Origin of the sequence: Dongia sp. (assembly GCF_041918875.1) — a bacterium.
Lineage (GTDB): Bacteria > Pseudomonadota > Alphaproteobacteria > Dongiales > Dongiaceae > Dongia.
Map to the genome: position 1 here is coordinate 150,732 of NZ_JAYRUV010000011.1, position 26,276 is coordinate 177,007.

Here is a 26,276-nt window from a genome sequence, read left to right on the forward strand (position 1 = left end):
GCGGCGGACAGGGGAGGGAACAGTGACCGAATATAGACGCATTCTCTTAGGGGGCGCCGTGGTCGAAACCGAGCGCCAGGGCGACGCGCTGGTGGCCCGCGACGGCCGCCGTGTCGCCATCAAGAACGCCATCCATCTGCCGCCCGTGCAGCCTGGCAAGATCATCGCCGTGCACTTGAACCATGTGAGCCGCGTCCACGAATTCCAGATCAAGCTCTCCGCCACGCCGACTTATTTTCAGAAACCGACCTCTTCGCTCAATTCCCATAATGGCGACATCGTGCGCCCCCGGGGTTGCAAATGGCTGAACTATGAGGGCGAGGTCGCCATCGTCATCGGCAAGCGCGCCCGCAACATTTCCCAGACCGAAGCCGGGGCCTATATCGCCGGCTACACGATCGCCAACGATTTCGGCCTTCACGATTTCCGCGACACCGACGCTGGCTCCATGCTGCGCGTCAAGGGCAGCGACACGCTCTGCCCGCTGGGGCCGGGTTTCGTCACCGGCTGGGACTTCCACAACAAATCCCTGCGCACCTATGTCAACGGCAAGGTGGTGCAGGACGGTAACACGGCCGAAATGACCTGGGACATGCACTATCTGGTGGCCGATATCGCCCGCAACATCACGCTGGAGCCGGGTGACGTGCTGCTCTCCGGGACGCCCGCCAATTCGCGGCCCGTCGCGCCCGGCGACCTGGTCGAGGTCGAGGTCGAAGGCTTGGGGACGCTCTCCAACCGCATCGTCGAAGGACCGGAACCGATCCGCGCCGAATTGGGGGCGCAGCCCACCGAGTCCGAGGAAGTGCTCTCGACCGCGCTCGGCGGCGATTGGGAATTCCGCGGCATCCGCGCGCCCAAGAAACCCGGCCAATAGGGAGCACGACGCCATGACCGCACAGAAGGGCTTCTTCTATCCGCGCAGCGCCAGCGGCCAATCGAGCCTGCTGCCGCCGCCGCCCTGGCACTATGCCGGCGATCTTCTGACCGTCGAATACCGCACCGACCCCAAGCTCATCGCCGACATCCTGCCCGCCCCCCTGACGCTGGCGTCCGAGGATCCGGGCGCGGTGGCCCTCATCTGGGCCGACTGGCAATCCTGCGGCGGCGGCAGGCGGGAAATGCTCGACCCCGTGCGCGCCCAATATAAGGAGGCTTTCGCCGTCGTGCGCTGCGCCTTCGAGGGGCGCACCTATTCGCGCTGCATCTATATCTGGGTCGACAAGGATTTCGCCCTGCTGCGCGGCATCCACCAGGGCTATCCGAAGAAGTTCGGCTCCATCCACATGACGCGGCCGCATCCCTTCGCGCCCGCCCCACAGGTGGCGCCCGGCGGAAAATTCGGCGCGACGCTCGCCGCTGCCGACCGGCGCCTGGCCGAGGCCGTCATCACGCTGACCGGTCCTTCCGAGAAGAACGGCTTCGTCAACGGCCATCCGATGGCGCATCACCGCTGGCTGCCCGCCATCGACGGCACGGGCGACGCCCATGCCGAACTCATCGAATCGACCGGCGCCAGATTCGAAGGCGGCCAGCCCTTCGCGGCCTCTGTCGATCATTTCGCTCTGTTCGACGCACCCACCGAGGAGCTGGCGCATCTCGAGCCCAGGGAGATCATCGGCGGCTATTACCGGCAGATCGGCGTCGTCTGGAATGGCGGCAAATCCCTGGTGCCGAAGATCGGCGCCTGACGCAAACGCAACCTCACGCAGCTCCACGCAACGCAAAGGTCCCACCCATGACGAGTTTCAAGCCGGCCGATGACGGTCATGCCGACCTCTCGGATCACGATTCCTTTCTCGGCGGCGCGCCGCATAACACCTTCGCCAGGCTCCGCCGCGATGACCCATTGGCCTGGAGCGAGATGAAGGGCGGCAAGGGTTTCTGGTCCATCACGCGTCATGCCGACATCCTCGACCTCAACAGGAATTACGAACTGCTGAGTTCCGCCCAGGGCATCCGCATGGAGGACCAGACCTACGAGGAATATCTCGCGCGCCGCACCTTCCAGGAAACCGATCCGCCCGAACATTCGCGCACCCGCGTGCTGGTGGCCAAGGCCTTTTCGAAGCCGGTGGTGGCCCAGTTCGATGCCCAGATCCGCTCGATCTGCGACACCATCCTCGACAGCGTGCTGGCGCAAGGGTCGTTCGATGCCACCAAGGACATCGCGCGGCAATTGCCGATGCGCATGCTGGGCCAGATCCTGGGGACCCCGGACGCGGATCTCGACTGGCTGGTGGAAAAGGGCGACCAGCTCATCGCCAATACCGATCCCGAATTCACCGACCTGGTGCTCGACAAGGCCGATACCGAGGCCTACCGGCTGATGCCGTTCCGCTCGCCGGCCGGGGCAGAGCTTTACGAATATGCCAAGAAACTGATGCGCGACAAGCAGGCGCGCGGCGACACCAACGGCGTGCTGCATCTCATCCTGCAGCCCGACGCCCATGGCAACGTCATCACCGAGACCGAGTTCCGCAACTTCTTCTGCCTGCTGGTGGCGGCCGGCAATGATACGACGCGCTACTCGATCGCGGCCTCGCTCTATGCGCTGGCCAACCGCCCGCGGCTGATGGACCAGCTCCGCGCCGGGCAAGACAATGTCTGGGAAACGGCCCCCGACGAATTCATCCGCTGGGCCTCGCCCACCATGCATTTCCGCCGCACCGCGACGCGCGATTTCGACCTTCACGGCAAGCACGTGAAGGCCGGCGACAAGGTCATCCTGTGGTTCGCTTCGGCCAACCGCGACGAGACCGTCTTCGACGATCCGTTCGAACTCGACCTGTTGCGCAGTCCCAACCGCCATGTATCCTTCGGGCAAGGGGGGCCGCATGTGTGTCTGGGCATGTGGCTGGCGCGTCTCGAAGTGCGCATCCTGCTGCAGGAACTGGTCAAGCGCGTGAAGTCGATCGAACAGACGGCGCCGCACGAATTCCTGCGGTCCAATTTCATCGGCGGCATCAAGCGCCTGCCGGTGCGGATAGAAGCGAACTGACGAACGACTTGCAACGTACTGAAGATCTGTTCTGGGAGAATTCACGATGGCGAGCGGCGAACGGCTGCGGCTTCTGTTCTGCGATCATCTCAATCTGGCGCGCGGCAAATATCTGCCGGCCAGCAAAATGGGCGACGGCACCACGCGCCTTTGCCTCGGTATCTATGCGGTAAGCTATGCCAAGGATCTCATCCCGGCGCCGGGTTCCAAGATGCTGGAAGGACTGCCGGATTTCGACGCCGCCTACAAGGCCGCCGATATCCGCGATGGCTGGCAGCCGAACACCAAGGTGGTGATCGCCGATCAGTACGACAATGACGGGACGCCCTTGGCGCTGTGCGGCCGCGGCGCCCTGAAGCGCGCCATCGCCGACTGGCAGTCGCTGGGCTACAGCCCGAAGGTCGGGATCGAGCTCGAAGCCTATGCCTTCGTGCGCAACGCGGAAGGGAAATGGGTTCCCTACGACACGCCCGGCGCCTTCGTCTATTCGACCGGTCCCTTCACGGATCCGATCGGCTTCACCGACGCGATCTGGGAAAAGGCCAGCGCCGTCGGCTTCCGCATCGACTGCTTCACCTCCGAATACGATTCGCCGCAATTCGAATTCACGCTCACCTATGACGACGCCCTCAAGGCCGTCGACGATATTTTCCTCTTCCGCCTGCTGGCGCGCGAAGTGGCGTGGGAGCATGGAATCCTGCTGACCTTCATGCCCAAGCCGATCCTCAACCTCAGCGGCAACGGCGTGCATGTCAATTTCAGCTTCACCGACAAGGACGGGCGCAACGCCATCGGCGATGCGGTCGATCCGGCCAGGATGCCGGCGCTGACGCGCGGCTGCATCGCCGGCCTGATGCAGCATCACAAGGCCATGGCCGGCCTCATCGCGCCCAGCGTGAATTCCTATGAACGGCTGAAACCAGCCAGCCTCTCCGGCTTCTGGCGCAATTGGGGCGTCGATCATCGCGGCGTCACCACGCGCCTCTCGGCCGAAGGCGGCGCCAAGTCGCGCATCGAACACCGCATGGCCGACGGCATGGCGAACCCCTATACGATGGTCGCCACCATCCTGCAGGCGGCAAGGTTGGGCTTTACCGGCAATTACACGCTGGCGCCGGCGGAAACCGCTGACTGCCTGGGCAGCCAGGATGCCAAGGACGGCGTTTCCGAAACGCTCGGCGGCGCGCTCAACGATCTCGCCGCCGACGAGAAGCTCGTGGCGGCGGTGGGCCGGGGCCTCATCGACAATCATGTCTTCGTCAAGCAACATGAGGTCGAACGCGTGGCGGGACTCGAGGGCGATGCCTTGCGCGACTACTATATTCACTTCATCTAGGCAGCGATTGGGGAAGGCAGTATGCCGAAAGTCACCTGGATCCTCGGCGACGGACGCGAAATCAGCGCGCAGGTCGCCATCGGCCACAATCTGATGGAAGCGGCCGTGGCCAACAATGTGCCCGATGTCATCGGCGAATGCGGCGGCTGTCTCTCCTGCGCCACCTGCCACGTCTATGTCGACCCGGCCTGGGTGGCCAGGACCGGCAAGCCCGGCGAAATGGAAAACGACATGCTGGAAATCACGACGGCCGAACGCAAGGAGAATAGCCGCCTTTCCTGCCAGATCGTCGCCAGCGAGGAACTGGACGGCCTCATCCTGCGCGTGCCGCATATCTAGGGCGCGGAGATGGCGGACCCGATCCTTCTCGTCGGCGCCGGCCAGGCCAGCGCATCCTGTGCGGCCAAGCTCCGCGCGCTGGGCTACGATGGTCCCCTGGTCATCCTTGGCGAGGAACAGGCCGCCCCCTACCAGCGGCCGCCGCTCTCCAAGAAATATGTCTCGGGCGAGCTGGCGCTGGAGCGGCTCTTCGTGCGGCCGCTCTCCTGGTACGCGGAAGAGAAGATCGAGCTGCGCCTCGGCATCCGTGTCGCCGCCCTGCATGCCGACGCCCATGAAGTGACGCTGGACGACGGGCGGCGTTTGCGCTACCGGCAGCTCGTCCTTGCCACCGGCTCCCGCCCGCGGCGCTTGGCCCCCGAGATCGGCGGCGATCTTGGTGGCGTCTTCACGGTCCGCAACCTCGCCGATGCCGATGCGATCGCGCCCGAGCTCCAGGCCGGCCGGCGCCTCATCGTCATCGGCGGCGGCTATATCGGTCTCGAAGCCGCGGCGGTGGCGGCGCAGAAGGGCCTCGCCGTGACGGTCATCGAAATGGCCGATCGCATCCTGCAGCGCGTGGCGGCGGCCCCCACGTCGGATTTCTTCCGCGCCCTCCACCAGGCCCACAATGTCGCCATCCGCGAAGCCACCGGCCTTGCCGGACTGGTGGGCGAGGGTGGCCGCCTCACGGGCGTCAGGCTGCGGGACGGAACGGTCCTGCCGGCCGACCTTGCCATCGTCGGCATCGGCATCCTGCCCAATGACGAACTGGCGAGGGAAGCGGGCCTGGCCGTCGATGGCGGCATCCTGGTCGATGCGCAATGCCGCACGTCTGCACCCGACATATTCGCCGCCGGCGACTGCGCCAATTTCCTCTGGGGCGGCGTGCGCACACGGCTCGAATCTGTCCAGAACGCCATCGATCAGGCCGAACATGCGGCCGGGATCATCATGGGCGGCTCGGCGGATTACGACCCCAAGCCCTGGTTCTGGTCCGACCAGTATGACGTGAAGCTGCAGATCGCCGGCCTTAACCGGGGCTACGACAGCACGGTCGTCCGCCCGGGCAAGCGGCCGCAAAGCCAATCGGTCTGGTATTTCCGCGCGGGGCACTTCATCGCCGTCGACGCCATGAACGAAGCCCTGGCCTATGCGCTGGGTAAGAAAGCAATCGAAGCCGGCAAATCCCCCGACCCCGCGGCCCTGGCCGATCCCAATTCGGACCTCAAGTCCCTGCTCGCTTAGAGCGCCCCTCTCCCCGGAGGGGCGAGGGGCTTCAAAGCAAACACGCTCGAAACTCCCTCGCCCCGCGATAGCGGGGAGAGGGTTGGGGTGAGGGGATTCCGGTCCGATCTTCGACAACCTTTACGAACCCGCCCGAATTTCGCATTGTCGCCGCCACCGATGACATTGAGGCGACACTGGCGATGGATGCGCAACCCACAGGTTCCACGAACCACGGTTTTTCGTTCGAGGCTTTTTCGGCCGGGCTGCTCGCGGCCTTCGTGGGCTTTGCCTCTTCCTTCGCCGTCATCATCCAGGGCCTCACCGCCATGGGCGCCAGTCAGCGGGAAGCGGCGTCGGGCCTGATGGCGCTCTCGATCGGCATGGGTCTCTGCGCCATCTTCCTCAGCTTCCGGACGAAGCAGCCAATCAGCATCGCCTGGTCGACGCCGGGCGCCGCTCTGTTGGCCGCGAGCGCCGCGCCGGCGGGCGGGTTCGCCACCGCTGTCGGCGCCTTCCTCGTCAGCAGCCTGCTCATCGTCATCGCCGGCCTATGGAAGCCGTTGGGCCGTGCGGTGGCCAGCATTCCGGCACCCCTCGCCAATGCCATGCTGGCGGGTGTGCTCCTGGGTCTCTGCCTTGCACCGGTCAAGGCGGTGGCGGCTTCGCCGGCCTTCGGCCTTGCCATCGTCGTCACCTGGGCGCTGGTCGCCAGATGGCGCCGGCTTTATGCCGTGCCGGCCGCCGTGCTGGTGACGGTCGGCATCATCGCCGCCACCGCCGATGTCGGCCATCTCGACATGGCGAGCCTCTGGCCGCGGCCGGTGCTGGTCGTGCCGCACTTCTCCCTGCCCGCCATGATCGGCATCGCCCTGCCGCTCTTCATCGTCACCATGGCCTCGCAGAACATTCCCGGCATCGCCGTCCTCAACGTCAACGGCTATCGCCCGGACCCCGGCCCGCTGTTCAGCATCACCGGCCTCTTCAGCCTGGCTTCGGCCCCGTTCGGCGGCCATGCCGTCAATCTCGCCGCCATCACCGCGGCCCTTTGCGCCGGCCACGATGCCCATCCCGATCCGGCGCGGCGCTATTGGGCGGCGGCGGTCTCGGGCATCTTCTACGTGCTGTTCGGCCTTGCCGCCGGTGCAGCCACCGCCTTCGTCAGCGCGGCACCCCCCATCCTCATCCAGGCCGTGGCGGGCCTCGCCTTGCTGGGGGCGCTGGGTTCGGCGATGCTGGGTGCCGTCGGCGACCAGAAGGACCGCGAAGCCGCGATCATCACCTTCATCGTCACCGCCTCGGGCGTCAGCTTCTTCGGCATCAGCGGCGCCTTCTGGGGGCTGCTCGCCGGCGGCGCCATCTACGCGCTCGCGCGCTGGCGCCGGGCGCATCGGGTGTGACTATAGGGTCCTAATGCTTGCGGGCCTGGACCAGGTTGGCGATGATCGTGGTCTCGCCCAGCGCCCTGCAGGCCTCCATGCGATGGAGGCCCGCCACCAGCACAAAGCGCTCCTTGTCCGCCCGCACCAGGATCGGCACCTGCTGCCCCTGGTCGGCGATGCTCAGCGCCAGTTCCTCGACCTTGGCCGCATCGATCGGCACGCGCAGCGCGGTCGGCACATAGATGTCGGCGATCTTGACCTTGACGGGCTTCATTCCTGGATCGCTCCTGCATCTCGTTTCGGTCCGGCTGGCCGGTTGCACCATATCTCCAGGCGGCGCCGGAAACAAAACGCCTTGCAACGGCCTGGGCGGGCATCCGTCCGCTGTTTGTCGATAGATATCTTTTTCGTTCGCGGACACATCTGGACACAGTATTGGGTTCCGTGCGCGCAAGCCATGGGCCTGTTGGCGCGGACCGATGCCAATGAATGCAATCCGTTAGAAGGCAATATATTTTTTTGTTTCTGCCGCGCCTGGAAATGCCTGCTAACACGTTGAAACAATGATGGCATATTTCCTGCGACACATGCGGGCGGAGGCCGGCCGGTACAGCCGGCGTCCATAACCCGAAAGGAGGAGTGACTCCATGATCTCAACCAACTATGGCGCAGCGGGGCCCAGTGCGGCCGCGCTGAGCCAGATGCGCCAGCAGCTCTTTGCCAAGCTCGACGCCAACGAAGATGGCGGCGTCGACCAGGCGGAGTTCCTGAGCGGTGCCGGGGTGAGCGAAAGCTCGACCGACACCGCGAAGGAGACGCTGGCCACGGAGCTGTTCAACAGCTTCGACAGCGATGGCGACGGCAAACTCACGCAAGACGAACTGGAGACCGGTTTCCAGAAGTTGAGCGACGATATGCGCGCCACGCTGATCCAGCAGCAGGAAGCTTCGCGGCCGCAGCCACCCTCGGCTGAGGAAATGTTCGCCAAGCTCGACGGCAATTCCGACGGCGGCGTCGATGAAGCCGAATTCATCGCCGGCGCGCCGCAGGACGGCAACGGGCCCAGCGCAACCGAATTGAAGGAGATGTTCGCCTCCTTCGATACGGATGGCGACGGCTCCCTGACGTCGGAAGAACTGCAGGCCGGCTTCGAGAGCAACCGTCCCGACGGTCCGCCGCCAGGTGGCGGCGGTGCCGGCGGTCCGCCGCCTTCGGGCGGCGGGGCTTCGGCATCCTCCAGCGACGAGGAGGATGAGGAAGACACGCTGCTGGAGATTCTGCAGGCAAGGCTCGAGGAGAGCCAGACGACCGGCAGCGTCAACAAGGAAGACCTGGCCAGTATCCTGTCCAGTTTCCTTAAATTGCAGGAACGTCAGGCCAGCCAGACCTATTCGGCGACGGCCTGATTCTTCTCCTGGGTCTTCGGCGGAATCCGCCGGCGACCGGGCTCCGCCGCTTGGCCGGCGGCGGAGCTCCGTTTACCATGCATATCCGATGTCGCGACAATCTGTTCCTGGCGGGACCGGCGGGAAGATGACAGAAAAGAACACGGGTCCGGCAATTCCACAGGTATCAAGTTCATGCTCGCCATGCAGGCAAAATCAGTTCAGCCGATCGGTCAACTGCCCCATCTCCTGATCGTCGACGACGATCGCGAACACCGCCTGCTTCTCGGCCGCCTGTTCGGCGAGCAGGGCTTCCGCGTGTCGCTGGCGCCGGACGGGCTCACCATGATGAAGATGCTGCACGCATCGCCGCCGGACCTGGTCATTCTGGACCTGATGCTGCCCGACGAGGACGGTCTTTCCCTGTGCCGCCGCATCCGCGCCGAATCCGACCTGCCGATCATCATGCTGAGCGCGCTGGGGCGCGGGCCGCACAAGCTGGCCGGTTTCGACATGGGCGCCGACGATTACATCGCCAAGCCCTTCGAGACCGCCGAGCTGGTGGCGCGCACCAAGGCCGTGCTGCGCCGGGCGCGCCGGGCGGGCGAGGAACCGCCGGCCGCCATGGCGCGCAAGGGCGCCAAGCGCGTCTATCTGTTCGAAGGCTGGCGCGTCGACGCGGCCAGGCGCGAAGTGATCTCGCCCCAAGGCGTGCTCATCACGCTGACCTCGGGCGAAACGGATCTGCTGCTGGCCCTGGTCGAACATCCCCAGACCGTGCTGACGCGCGATCACCTGGTCGAACTCACGCGCAACCGCGGCGGCGACGGCAACGACCGCAGCGTCGACATCCTCGTCAGCCGCATCCGCCGCAAGATCGAGCAAAACCCGCGCGCCCCCCGCTTCATCAAGACGGTGCGCAGCGGCGGCTATCTGTTCGCGCCGAACGTGACCCTGGAATAGGCCATGTCCTGGGCGCGGATGCTCTGGCCCGACCGCATCGCCACCCGCATCGCCGTCACCATGCTGGGGGCGATGCTGCTCACCCAGCTTTTCGGCTATCTGCTGTTCCGCGGCGATCACGACGGCTGGTGGCGGCTTTCCGACATCGACCCGATCGTCGAGCGTCTGCGCGAGCCAGCCGGGGCCGCGCTGAAGGCGAAGCCCGCCGCGCGGCCGGCGCTCCTGGCCAGCCAGAGCAGCCCGCGTTTCCAGCTCGCCGCCCGTCCGGCCTTCGAACCCATTGCGCCCATCCGCTCCTCGCCCGCCTTCGAGCGCCTGTGCGACCATCTGCGGCGCGACCTTGCGCCCGTCGTCACCGAGGCGCTGATCGAAACCCTGATGCCGCGGACGCCGCCCGGCCCGCCGCCCTTTACGGCGGCCGGCAATCCGAACCTGCCGATAACCTTGTGGCTGCGCCTGGGCGACGGTTCCTGGCTGACGGCGACCATGCCCTATGGCGATATCGCCCCCGCCCCGTCGCTGCATCTCTGGTGGCCCTGGATCGGCGCCTTCCTCACCATCCTCTTCATCTCGCTGCTGGCGGCGCGCGGCATGTCGCGCTCGCTCCGCCGCCTTGCCGGTGCCGCCGAAAGGCTGGGCCTCAACATCGCCGCCGTGCCGCTCAAGGAGCAGGGCCCGCGCGAAATCCGCCTGGTGACGCACGCCTTCAACCGGATGCAGGACCGCCTGCGCCGCTTCGTCGAGGACCGCACGCGGGTGCTGGCGGCGATCTCCCACGATCTCAGGACGCCGCTCTCGCGCCTGCGGCTGCGCACGGAAAATCTGGCGGAGTCGCCCGAAAGGCGGAAGATGCTGGGCGATCTCGACCTCATGGACCGGATGATCGCGGCCACTCTTTCTTTCGCGCGCGACGATGTGGCGGGCGAGGCGCGGATGCGGGTCGATCTCGCATCGCTCGTGCATTCGCTGTGCGACGAGGCGGCCGATGCCGGCGCGCGGGTCAGCTATGAGGGGCCGGACTTCCTGCCGGTCGAGGCGGCGCCCACCTCGCTCACGCGCGGCATCGGCAATGTCATCGAGAATGCGGTGAAATACGGCGCCGGCGCCGCCGTGCGCCTGGGCGAAGCCGCGGGCCGGATCGAGATCGTCGTGGCGGATGCCGGTCCCGGCATTCCGGTGGAGGAGCAGGAGCGCGTCTTCGATGCCTTCTACCGCATCGACAAGGCGCGCGCTCCGGACGAACCGGGCGGCGCGATGGGCGGGACGGGCCTGGGCCTTGCCATCGCGCGGCATGTCTTCCGCGCCCATGGCGGCGATGTCACCTTGCGCAATGGCGAAACGGGCGGGCTCGTCGTCCACATGTCCATGCCCTTCATGTCCATGCCCATCGCCGCCGGGCGCTGATCTGCTGCAGTGCGGCGTAAGCCGGCCATTTGACGCGGCGGCATTTCGTGCTTTGCTCGCATCCATGAGTCTCGACCCGACATACCGGCCGATTCCCGCGGCGGCGGCAAGATTCCCGGTCCTCGGCTGGGGCGCCTTCTATCTTCTTCTCCTCGGTGCCTGGCTGGGCCTCGCCTGGCTGGGGCCGGATCGGGCCGGCGGTTCCCTCCTCGACACCTTGCTGGCGCGCTGCCTCGCCCCGCTGGACGCCACCGGCTTCGGGCCGCTTTTCCTTATGTGGGCGCTGATGTCGCTGGGCATGATGCTGCCCACTTCGGCGCCGACCCTGCGGCGCTTCGCCATCCTCGCGCGGCAGGATCGCGATGCCCGGCCGGGCCTGCAGTTCCTCATCTTCCTGTCGGCCTATGTCGCCGTGTGGCTGGGTTTCGCCCTGGCCGCCGCCGCGCTGCAGGTGCTGCTGGCGCGCGTCGCGCCAGCGCAGGTCATGCCGGCGCGCTTCATGCCGGGGGCGGAGCCGCTCCTTGCCGCCGCGCTGCTGGCCGGCGCCGGCCTCTACCAGTTCAGCCGCCTCAAGCATGCCTGCCTCGTGCGCTGCCGGCATCCGATGACCTTCTTCATGATGCATTGGCGCGGAGGCCCCGGCGGCGCCTTCTTCATGGGCTGGAAGCACGGCCTCGACTGCCTCGGCTGCTGCTGGGCGCTGATGCTGCTCTCGCTCATCGGCGGCACCATGAACCTGGCCTGGATGGGGTTCGGCATGATCCTGATGGCGCTCGAAAAACTCGCTGGCGCCGGCCGCTTCGTCACCATACCCTTGGGCCTGATCCTGATTGCGGCCGCGGGTTTCGTCCTGGGCAATCTTCGGTTCGCGATCTGACGGGAGGAGAAAAGAAAAAATGGAAAAATGGGCGCTCAAGGGGGAGCTGATCCTCAATTGCAGCTGCACGGTGTTCTGTCCTTGCGTCGTCTCATTGGGCAAGCATCCGCCGACCGAAGGCCAATGCCAGGGTTGGGCCGGCATCCGCATCGATCGGGGAAACAGCGGCGAGACGGATCTTTCCGGTCTCAACGTCGCTTTGCTGCTCGACATTCCCGGCAACATGGCGCGCGGCAATTGGACGGCCGCCGCCTATATCGACGAGCGCGCCAGCGATGCCGCCTTTGAAAAGCTGGTCGCCATCTTCAGCGGCAAGGCGCGCGGCACCACGGGCCTCTTTTCCATCCTGGTCAGCACGTTCCTGGGTGCCGAGCGGGCGCCGGTCAGCTTCGAGCGCGAGGGCGAGAAGCGCCGCCTCGTCGTGCCGAAGAAGATCATCGGCGAGGTCGAGCCGATCGGCGGCAAGGATCCGGGCTCCCATGTCGTCATCAGCAACACCGAATATTGGATGGGCCCGGACATCACCGTCGCCAAGGCCAATCAGGGCCGCGTGCGCGCCTTCGGCCGCGTCTGGGATTTCGACGGGCGCAGCGCCGAGATCTGCGCGATCGACTGGCGCGGGCCCTGACCGGAAGCCGGATCGACGCCATGACGGCTCTCGACGACGAACCGGGGCTGGAGCGCAATCCGGCCAATTACGTGCCCCTCTCGCCGCTTTCCTTCCTGGCACGGGCCGCCGATGTGTTTCCCGGCCGCGCGGCCATCGTCTATGGCCCGCGCCGCTACAGCTGGCACGATGTGCGTGAGCGCGCGCGGCGCCTGGCCTCGGCCCTCTCCGCCCATGGCGTGCGCCAGGGCGATGTCGTCGCCATGATGGCCGCCAACACGCCGGAACTGTTCGAAGGCCATTTCGGCGTGCCCCTCGCGGGTGCCATCCTCAACACCATCAACACGCGGCTCGATGCCGACACGGTGGCCTATATCCTCGATCATGGCGGCGCCAAGGTGCTGCTGACCGACACCGAATTCGCCCCCGTCATGCGCGAAGCGCTGGCCCGCATGACGGGCGACAAGCCCCTGGTCATCGACATCGTGGATGCGCAGGCCAAGGGCGGCCACGGCCTGGACGACCGCCTCGGCGTCAGGACCTATGAAGATTTCATTGCCGGCGGCGATCCGGATTATCTCTGGCATCTGCCGCGGGATGAATGGCAATCGCTCTCGCTCAACTACACGTCGGGCACCAGCGGGCGGCCGAAGGGTGTGCTCTATCACCATCGCGGCGCCTATCTGATGAGCCTGGGCACCGTGGTCGGCTGGGGTTTGCCGCCGCACCCAGTCTATCTCTACACCGTACCCATGTTTCATTGTAACGGCTGGGGCCATGCCTGGACCCTGGCCCTCGTGGCCGGCACCGCCGTGCTCTGCCGCTATGTGGCGGCCAAGGCCATCTTCGACGCCATCGCCGCGCATCGCATCACGCATCTGGGCGGGGCGCCCGTGGTGCTGGGCATGCTGATCAACGCGCCGGCCGAGGAACGAAAGACACTCCCGCATAAGGTCCAGGTCATGACAGCGGGGGCACCGCCGCCCAGCGCCGTGCTGGCCCAGATGGCCGAGCTCGGTTTCGAGGTGATGCAGGTCTATGGCCTTACCGAAACCTATGGCCATACGGTGCATTGCGCCTGGCAGGCGGAATGGAACGATCTTCCCTTCGCCACGCAGGCGGAAATGAAGGCGCGCCAGGGTGTCCGCTTTCCCATCACCGAGGCGCTGGAACTCAAGGACCCCGAAACCGGGGCGACGCCGCCCGCCGACGGGCGGACGATGGGCGAGATTCTCCTGCGCGGCAACACGGTCATGAAGGGTTATCACAAGGACAAGGCCGCGACCGGGAAGGCGTTTGCCGGCGGCTACTTCCATTCCGGCGACATCGCGGTGCGCCATCCCAACGGCTATGTCGAGATCAAGGACCGGCTGAAGGACGTCATCATCTCCGGCGGCGAGAATGTCTCCTCGATCGAAATCGAAAGCCGCCTCTACAGGCACGCGGCAATCGCCAACGCCGCCGTCGTCGCCAAGCCAGATCCCAAATGGGGCGAAGTCCCTTGCGCCTTCGTCGAACTGAAACCGGGTGCCGCCGTCACCGAAGCCGAACTCATCGCCTTCTGCCGCGAAGCCCTCGCCGGCTTCAAGACGCCAAAGCGCGTGATCTTCGGCGACCTCCCCAAGACCTCGACCGGCAAGATCCAGAAATTCCTCCTGCGCGAACAGGCAAAGAGACTCTGACGCGGACCCCCACCCAACCCTCCCCCTCAAGGGAGAGGGCTTTCCCACCGAGCTCGCACCAACACCTCGCTCAGAACCCCCTCTCCCTTCAGGGGGAGGGTCGGGCTGGGGGTGTCTCTCCGCAGAAAGAACGGCTGATCCTACTCCGCGTAGTCCGGCTGCTTCCGATCCAGAATGGCGCGGATTTCGTTGAGATGCGCGGTCTCCATGTCGGAGGGATATTCCTCCCACTGCCGCGCCGTCTTCTCGGCCACTTCGTTGCTGGCGATATTGAGTTCGCGCCCCGTCGCATAGGCCGTGATCAATGTCTCCGCCGCGCGTTCGAAATAATAGAGCACGTCGAACGCCTCGGCCACGGTGGGTGCTGCGGTCAGCACGCCGTGATTGCCCATCACCATGACCTTGTTCCTTCCCAGGCATCGCGACAGCCGCTCCGCCTCGTCGCCCAATCCCATGCCGTCGAAGCCCATGTCATAGGAGATGCGGTTGTAGAAGCGCATCGTGTTCTGGTCGATCGGCGGCATGCTGGGGTCCTTGAGGCAGGCCAGCGCCAGCGCATATTTCGAATGCACATGGAGGACGCAGCGCGCATGCGGCGCGTTCCGGTGAATGGCGCCGTGGATCGCCCAGGCGGTGGGGTCCGGCGCATTGGGCTGGTCCATCGTGGTGGGATCGTTGGCATCCAACAGGATGAGGTCGCTGGCCTTGATGCGCGAGAAATGCCTGCCGCAGGGATTGACCAGGAACTGGCTGCCATCGTCCGAGACGGCGAGGCTGAAATGGTTGGCGACACCTTCATGCATGTTGAGTTCGGCCGTCCAGCGGAAGGCGGCGGCCAACTGGCAGCGCTCCTCGTAATGCGAATTGTCGAGCCGGGCCTTGGCGGGAATGCGCGCAACCGAACTCATCATCTGCTCCATGAATGGCCAAAGGCGGGATACAACCGATCGGACGCTACTATGGGGCAGGGCCGGCGGCCGGTCAATTTTGGACATATTCTTGAGCCATATCGACCCATGCCGATTTGGCATGCCGCCGCCCGCCGCCCCGGCGCTAGAATTCGGACCAGCGAAACAGTCTTTTCAGGGGAAGACATGTCGGCGGATCTGGTCACGGTGCCCACGGCGCCGGTTTTCAAGGACGCCCGGAAAGCGACCTATCTCAATCCGGAAGGGTCCGACCGGCCGCTGAAAAGCCCGCTGCCCAAATCGACGCTGGTAAGCGCGCGCGGCTATCGGAAAGCACGGCTGGTCGATCAGGTGGCGAAGGCGGATTGCGCGGCGATCCTGCTCTACGACCCGATCAACATCCGCTATGCGCTCGATCTTTCCAACATGCAGCTCTGGGCCACGCACAATCCCTTCCATTACGCGCTGCTCTTCGCCGACGGCCATGCCATCGAATTCGCCTATCGCGGCGCCGAGCATCTGGCCGACGGGTTCGAGACGGTGAACGAGGTCCGTCCCGGCAATGCCTGGTTCTACATGTACACCGCCGACCGGTTGGCGGAGCGCGTCGAGGCCTGGGCCGACGAACTGGTCTCGATCCTCAAGGAGCGCAACGGCGGCAATATACGCCCCAATGGACTAAGACTGGCCATCGACAAGCTCGATCCGCCCGGTGTCGATGCGCTCCGCAAGCGCGGCGTCACCGTGGTCGAAGGCCAGGCACTGACCGAAATCGCGCGCTCGATCAAAAGCGCCGAGGAACTCGACCTGATGCGCTGGACCGTCCGCGTCTGCGAGGCCGGCATGGCCCGCCTCTACGATCATTCGCTGCCCGGCAAGACCGAGCAGGAAATCTGGGCCGAGCTCCACTATGAAAACATCCGTTCCGGCGGCGAATGGCTGGAAACGCGCCTTCTCACGGTGGGCGAACGAACCAATCCCTGGTTCCAGGAATGCTCCGACCATGTCGCGAAACTGGGCGATATGCTGAGCTTCGACACCGACATGATCGGCCCCTATGGCTATTGCGCCGACCTCTCGCGCTCCTGGACCATCGGCCACACCAAAATGACACCGCATCAGCGCGATCTCTATTCAGCCGCGCGCGAGCAGATCGAGCATAATCTGGCGCTGCTCAAGGCGGGCTTGAGCTTCGACGAATTCAACGAACGGAGCTGGCGCATTCCCGACAGATACGTGGCCTGCCGCTATTCCGTGGCGCTTCACGGTGTAGGCCTCGCCGACGAATATCCCTCGATCCCCCTCCATCCCGACTGGCAGGCCGCCTATCGCGGCCATTTCCAGAAAAACATGACCGTCTGCGTCGAAAGCCTCGTCGGCGAGGAAGGCAAGGGCGAATGCGTGAAACTGGAAACGCAGGTGGTCATCACGGAAACAGGCGCCGAACGCCTCGACAGCTTCCCGTGGGAAGAAGCCTAGCGGCGCCCAGCCCCCTCCCACCTTCAGGGGGGAGGCCGGGAGGGGGGCCGATTTCAGTCCCGCTCCCACGCGTCGGCTTGTTCCCATTTCGTTCTTGACAAGCACTATAGGAATATGATACTAATACACTAGCGCGCATATATCGCGGAATGGCCCGGTCGCACCGGTCATCTGCAATCACTCGGTTGTCCCCGGCGCAGGCCGCTGCTCATGCGGCGCAGGCCGGTTCCGGCGTCGGTATCCCCGGCGCCCCCTCTGGCCGGGAGGGCAAAGCCGGCGCCCCGGTCCCGGGTCAAGGGGATCCCGCGTGGGATCACGCGGCTAAACAGATTCTCCCGTGGCGCGCCTGGGACAAGCGCGCTCCCGCTGGGCCGCCCGGGACACGCGGCTTCCCTTGGACAGGTGGGAAAAGCTGTCTCCCCGGGCCCAGGCGGGAAAGCGGGCCCCCTGGCGCGGCAGGTCTCCGCGCGCCGGTTGGCGGATCGCCGTAAGGGTCCGCATGAGCTGCCCGAGTGATTGCAGATGATCAGTTGGCTTCATCCAGGCGTTCGACCAGCACCTTGTCGATGCGCCGCCCGTCGAGATCGATCACTTCGATGCGGAAGCCGTTGAAGGTGATGCTCTCGCCGATCTTCGGCACGCGGCCCAGGCGATGGAGGACCAGGCCCGCGATGGTGGCATAGTCGCCATGGACGAAGCCGCTGGCATCCAGGCGCCGTTCGACGTCGATGAGGCGCGTGCGCCCGTCGATCAGCCACGATCCGTTGTCGCGTTCGGCGATCGTATCGTCCATGTCCTGGGTGTCGCCCATCTCGCCGGCGATAACGGTGAAGATGTCGGACTGGGTGACGATGCCCTCGACGCTGCCATATTCGTCGAGCACCACCGCCATGTGGCTGGGCGAGCCGCGGAAAAGCTCGAGGAGGCGCAGGATGGTCGTCGTCTCATGCAGCGTCAGCGCCGGCTTGGCGCAAGCCTGCAGATCCAGCGCCTTGACGTCCGCCGCCTGTCCGCTGGTCAGCTGATGCAGCAGGTCCTTCGTGTGCACCACGCCGATCACCTCGTCGACGCTGGCCTGGCATAGGAGCAGGCGGGTATGGCTGCTTTCGCCGATCTGCTGGATAATGCTCTCCAGCGGATCGTTGAGATCGACCCAGTCGATGTCCGGGCGCGGCGTCATGATCGAGCGGATCGAATAGTCGGCCAGGTGCAGGACACGGTCGATCATGTGCCGCTCCTCCTCGGCGAAGACGCCGCTCTCGGCGCCTTCGGCGACCATGCTCTTGACTTCCTCTTCCGTGACCGCCTGGTCGCGGTCGCCGCCGAGACCGATGAGCGTGAGGAGCGCGTTGGTCGAAACGCGCAGCACGAAGACCAGTGGGGCGCCGACCCTGGCGATGAAGGCCATGACCAGGCTCACCCGAATGGCGATCGCTTCGGCATGGTTCATGGCGATGCGCTTGGGCACCAGTTCGCCGACGATGAGCGACAGATAGGTGATGGTGGCCACCACCAAGGTCACCGCGACCGGATAGGCATATCCGGCAAGCCACGGCCAGCCGTCGAGCACATTGGCGAGCGGCGCCGACAGGGTGGCGCCGGAATAGGCGCCGGCGACGATGCCGACCAGGGTGATGCCGATCTGCACGGTGGAGAGGAACTGCGTCGGATCCTCGGCCAGCTGCAGCGCTTTCCTGGCGCCGCGATGGCCGCCATCGGCCAGGGGCTTGAGCCGCGCGCGGCGGGCCGAGACGATGGCCAGCTCCGACATGGCGAAGAAACCGTTGAGCAGGATCAGGCCAAGGACGATGAATATCTCGAACAGGACGGAAGAATCTTCCAATGGGACGTCGGTCATTGTGATCTAAGCACTCTCTTCCGGCGCCTTGCCGCGTGCCGTGAGGCCCTCGCTGTTGCGCACGATGATGCGGCCGCCCTTGGTGGTGATGAGGCCGTCTTTGGTGAATTGCTTCAGCTGCTTGTTGACCGCCTCGCGCGTGACACCCAGCAGCTGCGCCAGTTCGCTCTGATTGAGTTTCGCCGTGATGACGATCCCGTCAGGCCCGTCCTCGCCATGGCCCATGGCAAGCGCCTCGAGGGTCTTGGCAAGACGCGTGCCGAGGTCGAGGAAGGCGGCGTCCCGGATGCGGTCGGTATTGTGCCGCAGCCGCTCGCACAGCAGCTCGATGATGTGGAGGGCGAGCCTTGGTTCCTGGCGCATCAGCTCCTGGAACGCGGCGCGCGGCACGCTCAGCATCTCGGTATCGGCCAGCGCGCTGGCCGAGGCGGTGCGCGGCAGGCCGTCGAGGAGGGCAATCTCGCCGAAGAAGTCGCCGCCCTCCATCAGGTTGAGCGTCAGCTCGCGCCCGTCCGGTCCGTGCACCCAGATGCGGATGAGGCCCTTGGCCACACCGTAGAGCGCGTCGGCCGGCTCGTCCTCCCAGAACAGCGTCTCGCCCACGGAGAGGCGCCGCGGCTGGCAGAGGCGCGCCACGCGCTCCAGCAGCGAAGGCTCGAGCCCCCGGAACAGGAAGCTCCTGGCCAGCAGCTGGGCCCGCGCCGCCAGGGCGGACAAGGGGGCTGAACTGTTTGCGGGATTGCCGATGGCGACCTCCTTCACGGCCCCGTCGCGGCGCCGCGTGTGAAACGGTTCACAACCTAACCGAAAGGAACCCCCAGGTTAAGGGCATCGCCGGATGAAATCCCCGTTTCCGGCCCCGACGGCGGCACCAGCCGCCAGCATGATGGAGGGTTGCGAGATGACTGTATTTGCGAATTATATCAAGACGATGACGGTGCTCGCCCTGATTGCCGGCGGCCTTTCCGCCTGCACTTCGACGCGTGCTTATGACCTTGGTGCCTATGGCCAGGTGAACAAGCTGCAGCAGGCGGGCTGCGTCAACCGGATCGGCGGCAAGGATTGACCGTTCCGGGATTGAGGCTCACGCCGCCGCCGACGCGCCGCCCTCGCCGCGCTCCAAAATGGCGGCGTGGAGCGCAAGCAGGCGCTCGGCATCCTCGACATGCAGCTTCTCGATGAGCTTGCCGTTGAGGACGCAGATGCCTTTCCCCTGGGCACGGGCTTCGGCCCAGGCGGCGACGATGGCCTTCGATTGCTCGACTTCCGCCGGTCCCGGGGCGAAGGCCGCATTGGCGCCGGGAATCTGCTTGGGATGGATCAGCGTCTTGCCGTCGAAGCCCAGATCGCGGCCCTGTTCGCAGGCGGCGATATAGCCGGCATCGTCGTTCATATCGAGATGCACGCCGTCGAGCGCGTCCAGCCCATGGGCGCGCGCCGCGATGACGATGATGGAAAGGGCCGAGATGACGCCGATGCGCCCTGGCGCCGGCCGGGCCCTGAGATCGCGGCTGAGATCCGATGTGCCCGCCACCAGGCAGGCGAGGCGCGGGCTGGCGCCGGCAATGGAATCCATGCCCATGATGCAGCGGGGCGTTTCCGCCATGATCCAGATGGAGAGATCGGCCGGGGCGCCCGCCGCATCGAGTGCCGCCACGGCATCCAGCACGTCCTGGGGCGTGTTGATCTTGGGGAACAGGATGGCATCGGCGCCGAGCCCGGCCACCGCCGCCACATCGTCTTGGCCCCAGGGCGTCTCCAGCGCGTTGACGCGGACGATCACCTCGCGCTTGCCGAAGCCGCCTTCCTTGAGTGCCGCGACCAGCTGGGCGCGGGCACTTTCCTTGGCCTCCGGCGCCACCGCGTCCTCGAGATCGAGGATGAGGGCATCGGCCGGCAGCGCGCGCGCCTTTTCCAGGGCCCGGGCGTTGCTGGCCGGAAGATAGAGCACCGAGCGGCGCGGGCGGATGATCATGGTCGGCAATTTCCAGCAGAGGTCATATTGCACATGCTAACAAGCTTTGAAATTTTCGATCAAGCGGTAAAAACGCAAGGGCCCTGCGACCTTGGTCCATGATCCGGCCCCTAGCCGGGTTTATTAACCAATCCTGTCATTTCGACCCGGCGGCCACGAAAAGAAACCAAATTTTAACGCGCCTGCGCTATGGTGCCGCATCGAAATTTCGGGCTGCGCGATCCTGCAGCCAGGGAGGTGGCCATGGAAATTACCTCGACAAGCGCGATCAACACCGCCGTCGAAGGCCTGCGCAAGGCCCAGACCGACCTGGAAAAGACCGCCCAGAACGTTGCCGAAGGGTCGCTCGATCCGGCCGATATCGTCTCGCTGAGCCTGGCTGCCACCAGCTTCAAGGCCAATGCGGCGGTGATTCGGACCGAAAACGAGAATACCCAGGCCCTCCTCGACATCACGGCCTGAAGAGCGGGATTTAAGGAATGGACGTAGCTGCCGCCGGCTTTGCCGCCTCCCAGATCGCCAGCATCCAGCGCGGCCAGCAGGCGGCGCTGTCGGGTATCCGCGGCCAGCAGAATCAGGACCAGAACGTCGCCAATTTGCTGGCGCAGGCGGTGAGCGCCGCCAAGCAGGTATCGGGTGCCGCCCCCAGCGCTCCCGAGGCGACCGCCGCGCCGGCACTCGACAATGGCGCCGGCAATCCGCCGGCCAATCGCGGCGGACGCGGTTCGCTGGTCGACATCCTCGCTTAAAAGACCCGTACTCCTTCCCATCCGGTCCATTGGAGCGCCGTAACTGGCGCTTTTCCGATTCCGCACGCTAGACTGCGGGCCGGGATCGCTGAGGCAAGCAGAAGGCCGTATCATGAAATCCGCCGCGGAACGGGCTCAATCCATCGAACCGGTGATGGTCGCCATCGAGGAGGGCCGCCTGGCCGATGCCAGTGCCATCTGCGCCGATCTGGTCGAAAGCGACCCCGGCAATGCCGATGCGCTGCATCTTCTTGGGGTGATCGGCTTCCAGGGCGGAGCGAGCCCCGAACAGGCTCTTGACCTCATCGACCGGGCGATCGGCATCGATCCCACCTCGGCGCAGTTCCATAACAGCCGCGGCGCGCTTCTCTATGCGCTGGGTCGCAACGGCGACGCGGAGACGAGCTTCCGGCGCGCCACGCTGCTGAAGAATGACGACAGCATGGCCTGGAATAATCTGGGCAATGCGCTCCTGCGCCTCGACCGGGTCGAGGAGGCGGAAATGGCCTTCCGCCAGGCGCTGGCACTGCCGCCCGTCCAGGTGGCGGCGATCAACAATCTGGGCATCGCCGTCAAGAGGCGCGGCCAGTTCGACAAGGCGCTGATCTGCTTCCGCGAGGCGATCCTGCACGATCCGACATTCGTCGATGCGCATTTCAACGCGGGCGAGATTCTCTACCAGCTCGATCGGATGGCCGAGGCGGAGGCCTGCTTCCGCGAGGCGTTGCGCCTTGATCCGAAATGCGCGCCGGCCTACGCCTCGCTGGCGCAGGCCATCCACGACCAGCAGCGGCCGGACCAGGCGATGGAGGTGATCCGCGCCGGCCTTGCCGAATTGCCCGAGGACGAAGACCTCAATTTCGCGCTGCGCCTGCAATTGTCGAGCATGGTGCCGGCCTGGCACATCCCGATGATCAACGATGACGAACGCAACGTCGCCTATGACGAGGCGCTGCGCCGCGCCGTGCGGCCGGGCGATCTGGTGCTGGAGGTCGGCACGGGTTCGGGCATCGTCTCGATGATGGCGGCGCGCGCCGGGGCCGGCAAGGTGGTGACCTGCGAGGTGCTGCCCATCATCGCCGATGCCGCGCGCGAGATCGTGGCGCAGAACGGCTATGCCGACAGGATCAACGTCATCACCAGGAAGTCGACCCAGCTGCGCCTGGGCGAAGATCTGCCGGAGCGCGCCGACATCTTCGTTTCCGAACTCATCAATGTCGGCATGCTGGCGCCCAACATGCTCTCCGTCATCCGCCATGCACGCGAAAACCTGGTGAAGCCCGAGGGCCGCATCGTGCCGGAAGCCGCGACCGTGCACGGCGTGCTGCTGGAATGCGAGCATCTGGCGCGCATCAATCCGGTGGGCGGGATCGCCGGCTTCGACATGTCGGTGATGGACCGTTTCCGCTCACCCGGATATGCCGTCATCGATTTCGCCAGCGACCCGCACCGGCGCCTTTCCGACCGCTTCGTGGCCCTCGATTTCGACTTCCGCACCGACATGAAGGAGATGGACAGCCACCGCATCGTCGTTCCCGTGACCGAAGCCGGAATGTGCCACGGCGTCGCATTCTGGTTCGACCTTCATATGTTCGCGGACGTGATATACCGCTCCGACAGCCACGCCCGCACCAACCATTGGAAACAGGCTGCGCATTTCCTCAAGACCCCCATCGCCGTGAAGCCCGGCGACCGCATCACATTGGCGGTCGGCTACGACAATACGCGGATCTTCTTCAATCTGGTGGAGTAGCGGCGCCCTATGACCGTAAGAATCCGCCAAACGGTCAATCGTGGGTTGTTCAACGAAACCGCCGAGCTTCCGTACTCGCTCCGACTCAAGGATTTTGAGATGGCGATGCAGGATGTCTACGACTTCTTCTATGACGTCAATGCACTGCTTCTCGGCAAGGGGTTGCATCGCCTCGATGACATGCTGAGGCCTGCGGCCATGTCGGGAATGATATCCGACATGCTCACTGCAAGCTTGGCAAAGCATGCTCGCGCAATTGTCGAAAATTCATTCTTCAACGGGCATCCAGATTTGATCGTGCAGGGCAGATACCCCAACAATGCTGTAAAGGCAGGGGAGCACGGAATTGAGATCAAGAGCACGCGCAAGAAGGGCGGTGCTGTGGATACACATGGCGCCCGAGATCAGTGGATGTGCGTTTTCGTCTATCACACCGATCATGCGACCGAGCCGGCCTCGCATCGTCTTCCAATGGAGTTTACGGAGGTCTATCTCGCGAAAGTCGTCGTGTCGGATTTTCGCAGAAATAACCGCGGTGAGTTGGGAACCCGGACCGCCACTCTTAGCGCGGCGGGCGTTGCCAAGCTCAGGTCAAACTGGATCTTTCTTTCCCGGGATCAACTCGAGCAACGGGATGGCTGACGCCGCAAGCTGAACATAAGACCTATCTCGTTCGACCCCGATAGACTCGTATTCCACAACATTTGCTGCAGCCAAGGTCGAACCGGATCCAGCGAACGGATCCAACACAACACCTTCCCCAAGGGGTAGGGATGCGCGGACCATCTTTCGTAAAAAGTCTTGCGGTTTCAGCGAGGGGTGTGGCGCGATTTTCCTTTCTTGCTTAGACGTGGGCGACGATTGAATGACGTCGCCGAACGGTCGTTCGCCAGAAATGCGGCGAAACCCTCCGGTTTTCCAACGACGAAGATTGTCTTGCACGCGACCTTCAAGGGGACGCCTCAGGATAATCCACGGTTCCCACATCGATCGGGGCATCACGCTGACATCGTCAAACTCGACATGCGCATTCTTCGGGCGATCTCCGCCGCGCATCGTCATCGTCAGCCGGATTACGTTCCCTCTTGCCTCAAAGCCGGCATCGACCATTGCAGCGGTCACGATGTGAGCCAAGAGGGGGTTGCTTGCAATAATTACATTCGCGCCCGGCACGACGACGCGACCGAGCAGCCGGCCGAATCGTTTGAAGAAATCAAACAACTCGTTTCGATCGGTTGCGTCCAAAACGGTGAAACGCGGCAGAGGAGACCGCTTATGTCCATCATACGCGGGCGGCACCCGCCAAACGCCACCTCGACCTTTTCTGAGCTTGTCCTGTTGGGCAGTGGAGTATTCGACCAACCCATAAGGTGGATCAGTCACGACTGCGTGAATCGAACAGGGTTCTTGTGAGGCCAACCAGTCCAAGCTGTCGGCGTGAAAAAGCTTCGCCTTTTGCCGCTCCAGCACAGGACGAAACTGAAGTAGCGGGTTTACGGGCTTGTATTGGGCCTGGCGAGACAATCTGTATCGCCCTCGGCCGCATCTTTCGAAAACTGATGGAACATTGAGCCGAAGATAGGACCGAATGGATGATTGCGAAGTCCGCCCGATTCGCCCTTCAACCGCTTCTGCTATCTCGCCGATGGAAGCATCCCGCCCCAAATCGGCGAGAAATCCAATGATCACGTCTCTGATTACCCCCGGTGAGCGAGACATCATGTTCCCTTTTTGTATTTCGCTCAACTTAACCAAATGACGTCTAGACGTCAAGGCTTCGATGGCTTGTTTGCTCCTGACAGGAGCAATGAAATGACGCAAGGACTTGTGGCTGACGAAAGCGACGCGGACATCGATGTGTCTCTTTTTGCAGATTGAGAGGGAGCTTTGGTCCTCTCTGAAATTTCTTCAGCATGGTAACGGCATCGAACCATGACCTGTCATCAAACACGATCAGCCGCATGCCGCTCATGCGTGCCCGACTATTGTGAAAGCACAGTGCGTTCCGCTAGCGTCATGGCCATGCGCCACAGTCCTGAAGAGACGCTTCCCCATGACCGCCCTCCATCTCCGTCCCGCCATCGAGCAACTCGAGGATTCGCAGATCGTCGAGGTCTGGAGGATGGGTTTCGCCGTGCCCGATGTGGTGGGCTTGTGGGTGGGGGAGGGCGACCTGCCCACGACCAAATTCATCTGCGACGCGGCGGCCGAGGCGCTTCAGGAGGGCAAGACCTTCTATACTTACAAGCGTGGCATTCCCGAACTCAGGCAGGCGCTGATCGACTATCACCGCCGCCTCTACGGCGTTGAAATCCAGGAAGAACGCATCGCCGTCACCTCGAGCGGCATGAATGCGATGATGCTGATCGTGCAATCGCTGGTCGGGGCCGGCGACAACATGGTCTGCGTGACGCCGGTCTGGCCCAACATCTTCCGCGCCGTCGCGATCATGGGCGGCGAGGCGCGCCAGGTCGCCATGACCGGCGATGGCGGCGGCTGGCATCTCGATCTCGAGAAGCTGTTCGCGGCCTGCGACGCCCGCACGCGCGCCATCTATGTGGCCTCGCCCGGCAATCCCACCGGCTGGATCATGCCGGAAGAGCAGCGGCGGGCGGTGCTCGACTTCTGCCGCGCGCGCGGCATCGCCCTCATCGCCGACGAAGTCTATAACCGCCTCGTCTACACTTGCGCCGTGGCGCCCTCCTTCCTGGAGATAGCGGGGCCGGACGACCCGGTCTTCGTCGTCAATTCCTTTTCCAAGACCTGGGCGATGACCGGCTGGCGCATGGGCTGGATGGTCATGCCGCGCGCCGCCATGGTGCCGATGGAGCGGCTCATCGAGTTCAATACGTCGGGCGGGCAGCCCTTCCTGCAGGCGGCCTGCGCCAAGGCGGTGACGGAGGGCGAGGCGTGGGTCAAATGGATGGTGGCGCGCTGCAAAAGCGGGCGCGACCTGGTGCTGGAGCGGCTGGCCCATATGAACCGGGTGCGCGTCATCCCGGCCGATGCCTCCTTCTACCTGATGCTGCAGGTGGCCGACCTTGGCAGGGATCCCGGCAGCGCGCTCGATTTCTGCAAGCGCCTGGTGGTCGAGGGGCGCGTGGGCCTGGCGCCGGGAACGGCCTTCGGCGCCGGGGGCGAAGGGTACTTGCGACTCTGCTATGCCCAGTCGAACGAGCGTCTGGCGCTGGCCATGGACCGGTTCGAGGCCTTCCTTGGCAAGGCGTGATCTTCCCAGCCTGATGCTGTGCGACCGGAAAGATAGGTGACATTTTAGACCGGAGACATGGGTAACAGTTTTCCGGTTCTGTTCTAATCCGCTTTACATCGGCCCGGCCGGGCCGATGTAAAGCGTCGCAGTTTCTTGGTCTT

The 26,276-nt window shown here is 64.7% G+C and carries 26 protein-coding genes; 20 read left to right on the forward strand and 6 right to left on the reverse strand.

Translation table 11 applies throughout. The features are described from left to right. Positions 1–22 precede the first annotated feature (22 nt). The 7 genes from ACE3TY_RS13425 (at position 23) to ACE3TY_RS13455 (ending at position 7,282) form a co-directional block, all read left to right on the forward strand. Positions 23–877, forward strand: a complete 855-nt coding sequence (locus ACE3TY_RS13425) for a fumarylacetoacetate hydrolase family protein (RefSeq protein WP_374653729.1) — start codon at positions 23–25, stop codon at positions 875–877. 13 nt (positions 878–890) lie between these two features. Then, positions 891–1,691 carry an acetoacetate decarboxylase family protein gene (locus ACE3TY_RS13430; RefSeq protein ID WP_374653731.1) on the forward strand — a complete coding sequence of 267 codons (801 nt, stop codon included), beginning with the start codon at positions 891–893 and terminating at the stop codon, positions 1,689–1,691. 47 nt (positions 1,692–1,738) lie between these two features. Then, on the forward strand, positions 1,739–3,001 hold the full coding sequence (locus ACE3TY_RS13435; protein WP_374653733.1) for a cytochrome P450: 1,263 nt from the start codon (positions 1,739–1,741) through the stop codon (positions 2,999–3,001). 46 nt (positions 3,002–3,047) lie between these two features. Next, entirely contained in the window at positions 3,048–4,337 is a 1,290-nt protein-coding gene (locus ACE3TY_RS13440) for a hypothetical protein (RefSeq protein ID WP_374653735.1), read from the forward strand. 21 nt (positions 4,338–4,358) lie between these two features. After that, the gene (locus ACE3TY_RS13445) at positions 4,359–4,676 is read left to right on the forward strand and encodes a 2Fe-2S iron-sulfur cluster-binding protein (RefSeq protein WP_374653737.1); all 318 of its coding nucleotides are present in this window, start codon (positions 4,359–4,361) and stop codon (positions 4,674–4,676) included. Between the two features lie 9 nt (positions 4,677–4,685). Then, positions 4,686–5,903 (forward strand): NAD(P)/FAD-dependent oxidoreductase, encoded by a 1,218-nt coding sequence (locus tag ACE3TY_RS13450; protein ID WP_374653739.1) that lies wholly within the window; start codon positions 4,686–4,688, stop codon positions 5,901–5,903. A gap of 182 nt (positions 5,904–6,085) precedes the next feature. Beyond that, positions 6,086–7,282, forward strand: coding sequence for a benzoate/H(+) symporter BenE family transporter (locus ACE3TY_RS13455; protein ID WP_374653741.1), 1,197 nt, complete (start codon positions 6,086–6,088; stop codon positions 7,280–7,282). 10 nt (positions 7,283–7,292) lie between these two features. Here the strand turns inward: ACE3TY_RS13455 and ACE3TY_RS13460 are convergent, their stop codons facing one another. Continuing rightward, positions 7,293–7,538, reverse strand: a complete 246-nt coding sequence (locus tag ACE3TY_RS13460; RefSeq protein ID WP_374653743.1) for a ParB N-terminal domain-containing protein — start codon at positions 7,536–7,538, stop codon at positions 7,293–7,295. Between the two features lie 373 nt (positions 7,539–7,911). Between ACE3TY_RS13460 and ACE3TY_RS13465 the strand changes: the two genes are divergently transcribed. The 6 genes from ACE3TY_RS13465 (at position 7,912) to ACE3TY_RS13490 (ending at position 14,182) form a co-directional block, all read left to right on the forward strand. Next, complete coding sequence (locus ACE3TY_RS13465) at positions 7,912–8,670, forward strand: EF-hand domain-containing protein (protein ID WP_374653745.1); 759 nt, start codon at positions 7,912–7,914, stop codon at positions 8,668–8,670. Between the two features lie 174 nt (positions 8,671–8,844). Next, complete coding sequence (locus tag ACE3TY_RS13470; RefSeq protein WP_374653747.1) at positions 8,845–9,612, forward strand: response regulator; 768 nt, start codon at positions 8,845–8,847, stop codon at positions 9,610–9,612. 3 nt (positions 9,613–9,615) lie between these two features. Continuing rightward, entirely contained in the window at positions 9,616–11,016 is a 1,401-nt protein-coding gene (locus ACE3TY_RS13475; protein ID WP_374653749.1) for an ATP-binding protein, read from the forward strand. A gap of 64 nt (positions 11,017–11,080) precedes the next feature. Beyond that, positions 11,081–11,893: a DUF2182 domain-containing protein gene (locus ACE3TY_RS13480; RefSeq protein WP_374653751.1), complete on the forward strand. Its 813-nt coding sequence runs from the start codon at positions 11,081–11,083 to the stop codon at positions 11,891–11,893. Between the two features lie 19 nt (positions 11,894–11,912). After that, positions 11,913–12,521: a DUF1326 domain-containing protein gene (locus ACE3TY_RS13485; protein WP_374653753.1), complete on the forward strand. Its 609-nt coding sequence runs from the start codon at positions 11,913–11,915 to the stop codon at positions 12,519–12,521. Positions 12,522–12,541: 20 nt separating this feature from the next. After that, complete coding sequence (locus ACE3TY_RS13490) at positions 12,542–14,182, forward strand: acyl-CoA synthetase (RefSeq protein WP_374653755.1); 1,641 nt, start codon at positions 12,542–12,544, stop codon at positions 14,180–14,182. A gap of 140 nt (positions 14,183–14,322) precedes the next feature. On the opposite strand, the gene ACE3TY_RS13495 is transcribed toward ACE3TY_RS13490, so the two are convergent. Continuing rightward, complete coding sequence (locus ACE3TY_RS13495) at positions 14,323–15,093, reverse strand: class II aldolase and adducin N-terminal domain-containing protein (RefSeq protein WP_374653757.1); 771 nt, start codon at positions 15,091–15,093, stop codon at positions 14,323–14,325. Positions 15,094–15,276: 183 nt separating this feature from the next. Here ACE3TY_RS13495 and ACE3TY_RS13500 point away from each other — a divergent pair, with 183 nt between their 5' ends. Continuing rightward, positions 15,277–16,569, forward strand: coding sequence for a M24 family metallopeptidase (locus tag ACE3TY_RS13500; protein WP_374653759.1), 1,293 nt, complete (start codon positions 15,277–15,279; stop codon positions 16,567–16,569). A gap of 526 nt (positions 16,570–17,095) precedes the next feature. Here ACE3TY_RS13500 and ACE3TY_RS13505 read toward each other — a convergent pair. Both ACE3TY_RS13505 and ACE3TY_RS13510 read right to left on the reverse strand, forming a co-directional pair. Next, positions 17,096–18,427 carry a hemolysin family protein gene (locus ACE3TY_RS13505; RefSeq protein WP_374653761.1) on the reverse strand — a complete coding sequence of 444 codons (1,332 nt, stop codon included), beginning with the start codon at positions 18,425–18,427 and terminating at the stop codon, positions 17,096–17,098. A 6-nt stretch (positions 18,428–18,433) separates the two neighbouring features. Beyond that, positions 18,434–19,189, reverse strand: a complete 756-nt coding sequence (locus ACE3TY_RS13510) for a Crp/Fnr family transcriptional regulator (protein WP_374653763.1) — start codon at positions 19,187–19,189, stop codon at positions 18,434–18,436. 139 nt (positions 19,190–19,328) lie between these two features. Between ACE3TY_RS13510 and ACE3TY_RS13515 the strand changes: the two genes are divergently transcribed. Next, on the forward strand, positions 19,329–19,493 hold the full coding sequence (locus tag ACE3TY_RS13515) for a hypothetical protein (protein WP_374653765.1): 165 nt from the start codon (positions 19,329–19,331) through the stop codon (positions 19,491–19,493). An 18-nt stretch (positions 19,494–19,511) separates the two neighbouring features. On the opposite strand, the gene ACE3TY_RS13520 is transcribed toward ACE3TY_RS13515, so the two are convergent. Further along, on the reverse strand, positions 19,512–20,402 hold the full coding sequence (locus tag ACE3TY_RS13520) for a CoA ester lyase (RefSeq protein ID WP_374653767.1): 891 nt from the start codon (positions 20,400–20,402) through the stop codon (positions 19,512–19,514). 243 nt (positions 20,403–20,645) lie between these two features. On the opposite strand from ACE3TY_RS13520, the gene ACE3TY_RS13525 reads away from it, so the two are divergent. The 4 genes from ACE3TY_RS13525 to ACE3TY_RS13540 all read left to right on the forward strand — a co-directional run bounded on the left by ACE3TY_RS13525 (position 20,646) and on the right by ACE3TY_RS13540 (position 23,546). Continuing rightward, positions 20,646–20,864, forward strand: coding sequence for a hypothetical protein (locus ACE3TY_RS13525; RefSeq protein ID WP_374653769.1), 219 nt, complete (start codon positions 20,646–20,648; stop codon positions 20,862–20,864). Positions 20,865–20,881: 17 nt separating this feature from the next. Beyond that, on the forward strand, positions 20,882–21,151 hold the full coding sequence (locus tag ACE3TY_RS13530; protein ID WP_374653771.1) for a hypothetical protein: 270 nt from the start codon (positions 20,882–20,884) through the stop codon (positions 21,149–21,151). A 112-nt stretch (positions 21,152–21,263) separates the two neighbouring features. Continuing rightward, on the forward strand, positions 21,264–22,904 hold the full coding sequence (locus ACE3TY_RS13535; RefSeq protein WP_374653773.1) for a tetratricopeptide repeat protein: 1,641 nt from the start codon (positions 21,264–21,266) through the stop codon (positions 22,902–22,904). Between the two features lie 9 nt (positions 22,905–22,913). Continuing rightward, the gene (locus ACE3TY_RS13540; RefSeq protein WP_374653775.1) at positions 22,914–23,546 is read left to right on the forward strand and encodes a hypothetical protein; all 633 of its coding nucleotides are present in this window, start codon (positions 22,914–22,916) and stop codon (positions 23,544–23,546) included. On the opposite strand, the gene ACE3TY_RS13545 is transcribed toward ACE3TY_RS13540, so the two are convergent. Continuing rightward, positions 23,496–24,593 carry a site-specific DNA-methyltransferase gene (locus tag ACE3TY_RS13545; protein WP_374653777.1) on the reverse strand — a complete coding sequence of 366 codons (1,098 nt, stop codon included), beginning with the start codon at positions 24,591–24,593 and terminating at the stop codon, positions 23,496–23,498. The genes ACE3TY_RS13540 and ACE3TY_RS13545 overlap by 51 nt on opposite strands. A 364-nt stretch (positions 24,594–24,957) precedes the next feature. Here ACE3TY_RS13545 and ACE3TY_RS13550 point away from each other — a divergent pair, with 364 nt between their 5' ends. Then, complete coding sequence (locus tag ACE3TY_RS13550) at positions 24,958–26,133, forward strand: pyridoxal phosphate-dependent aminotransferase (RefSeq protein ID WP_374653779.1); 1,176 nt, start codon at positions 24,958–24,960, stop codon at positions 26,131–26,133. The last annotated feature ends 143 nt before the right edge of the window (positions 26,134–26,276 follow it).

Bases quoted from the DNA above. Each gene is read 5' to 3' on its own strand.
- ACE3TY_RS13515 (WP_374653765.1), top strand. From the start codon at position 19,329: ATGACTGTATTTGCGAATTATATCAAGACGATGACGGTGCTCGCCCTG.
- ACE3TY_RS13475 (WP_374653749.1), top strand. From the start codon at position 9,616: ATGTCCTGGGCGCGGATGCTCTGGCCCGACCGCATCGCCACCCGCATC.
- ACE3TY_RS13460 (WP_374653743.1), bottom strand. From the start codon at position 7,538: ATGAAGCCCGTCAAGGTCAAGATCGCCGACATCTATGTGCCGACCGCG.
- ACE3TY_RS13435 (WP_374653733.1), top strand. From the start codon at position 1,739: ATGACGAGTTTCAAGCCGGCCGATGACGGTCATGCCGACCTCTCGGAT.
- ACE3TY_RS13490 (WP_374653755.1), top strand. From the start codon at position 12,542: ATGACGGCTCTCGACGACGAACCGGGGCTGGAGCGCAATCCGGCCAAT.
- ACE3TY_RS13525 (WP_374653769.1), top strand. From the start codon at position 20,646: ATGGAAATTACCTCGACAAGCGCGATCAACACCGCCGTCGAAGGCCTG.
- ACE3TY_RS13480 (WP_374653751.1), top strand. From the start codon at position 11,081: ATGAGTCTCGACCCGACATACCGGCCGATTCCCGCGGCGGCGGCAAGA.
- ACE3TY_RS13465 (WP_374653745.1), top strand. From the start codon at position 7,912: ATGATCTCAACCAACTATGGCGCAGCGGGGCCCAGTGCGGCCGCGCTG.
- ACE3TY_RS13440 (WP_374653735.1), top strand. From the start codon at position 3,048: ATGGCGAGCGGCGAACGGCTGCGGCTTCTGTTCTGCGATCATCTCAAT.
- ACE3TY_RS13445 (WP_374653737.1), top strand. From the start codon at position 4,359: ATGCCGAAAGTCACCTGGATCCTCGGCGACGGACGCGAAATCAGCGCG.
- ACE3TY_RS13455 (WP_374653741.1), top strand. From the start codon at position 6,086: ATGGATGCGCAACCCACAGGTTCCACGAACCACGGTTTTTCGTTCGAG.
- ACE3TY_RS13505 (WP_374653761.1), bottom strand. From the start codon at position 18,427: ATGACCGACGTCCCATTGGAAGATTCTTCCGTCCTGTTCGAGATATTC.
- ACE3TY_RS13485 (WP_374653753.1), top strand. From the start codon at position 11,913: ATGGAAAAATGGGCGCTCAAGGGGGAGCTGATCCTCAATTGCAGCTGC.
- ACE3TY_RS13495 (WP_374653757.1), bottom strand. From the start codon at position 15,093: ATGATGAGTTCGGTTGCGCGCATTCCCGCCAAGGCCCGGCTCGACAAT.
- ACE3TY_RS13520 (WP_374653767.1), bottom strand. From the start codon at position 20,402: ATGATCATCCGCCCGCGCCGCTCGGTGCTCTATCTTCCGGCCAGCAAC.
- ACE3TY_RS13535 (WP_374653773.1), top strand. From the start codon at position 21,264: ATGAAATCCGCCGCGGAACGGGCTCAATCCATCGAACCGGTGATGGTC.
- ACE3TY_RS13500 (WP_374653759.1), top strand. From the start codon at position 15,277: ATGTCGGCGGATCTGGTCACGGTGCCCACGGCGCCGGTTTTCAAGGAC.
- ACE3TY_RS13450 (WP_374653739.1), top strand. From the start codon at position 4,686: ATGGCGGACCCGATCCTTCTCGTCGGCGCCGGCCAGGCCAGCGCATCC.
- ACE3TY_RS13540 (WP_374653775.1), top strand. From the start codon at position 22,914: ATGACCGTAAGAATCCGCCAAACGGTCAATCGTGGGTTGTTCAACGAA.
- ACE3TY_RS13530 (WP_374653771.1), top strand. From the start codon at position 20,882: ATGGACGTAGCTGCCGCCGGCTTTGCCGCCTCCCAGATCGCCAGCATC.
- ACE3TY_RS13470 (WP_374653747.1), top strand. From the start codon at position 8,845: ATGCTCGCCATGCAGGCAAAATCAGTTCAGCCGATCGGTCAACTGCCC.
- ACE3TY_RS13430 (WP_374653731.1), top strand. From the start codon at position 891: ATGACCGCACAGAAGGGCTTCTTCTATCCGCGCAGCGCCAGCGGCCAA.
- ACE3TY_RS13550 (WP_374653779.1), top strand. From the start codon at position 24,958: ATGACCGCCCTCCATCTCCGTCCCGCCATCGAGCAACTCGAGGATTCG.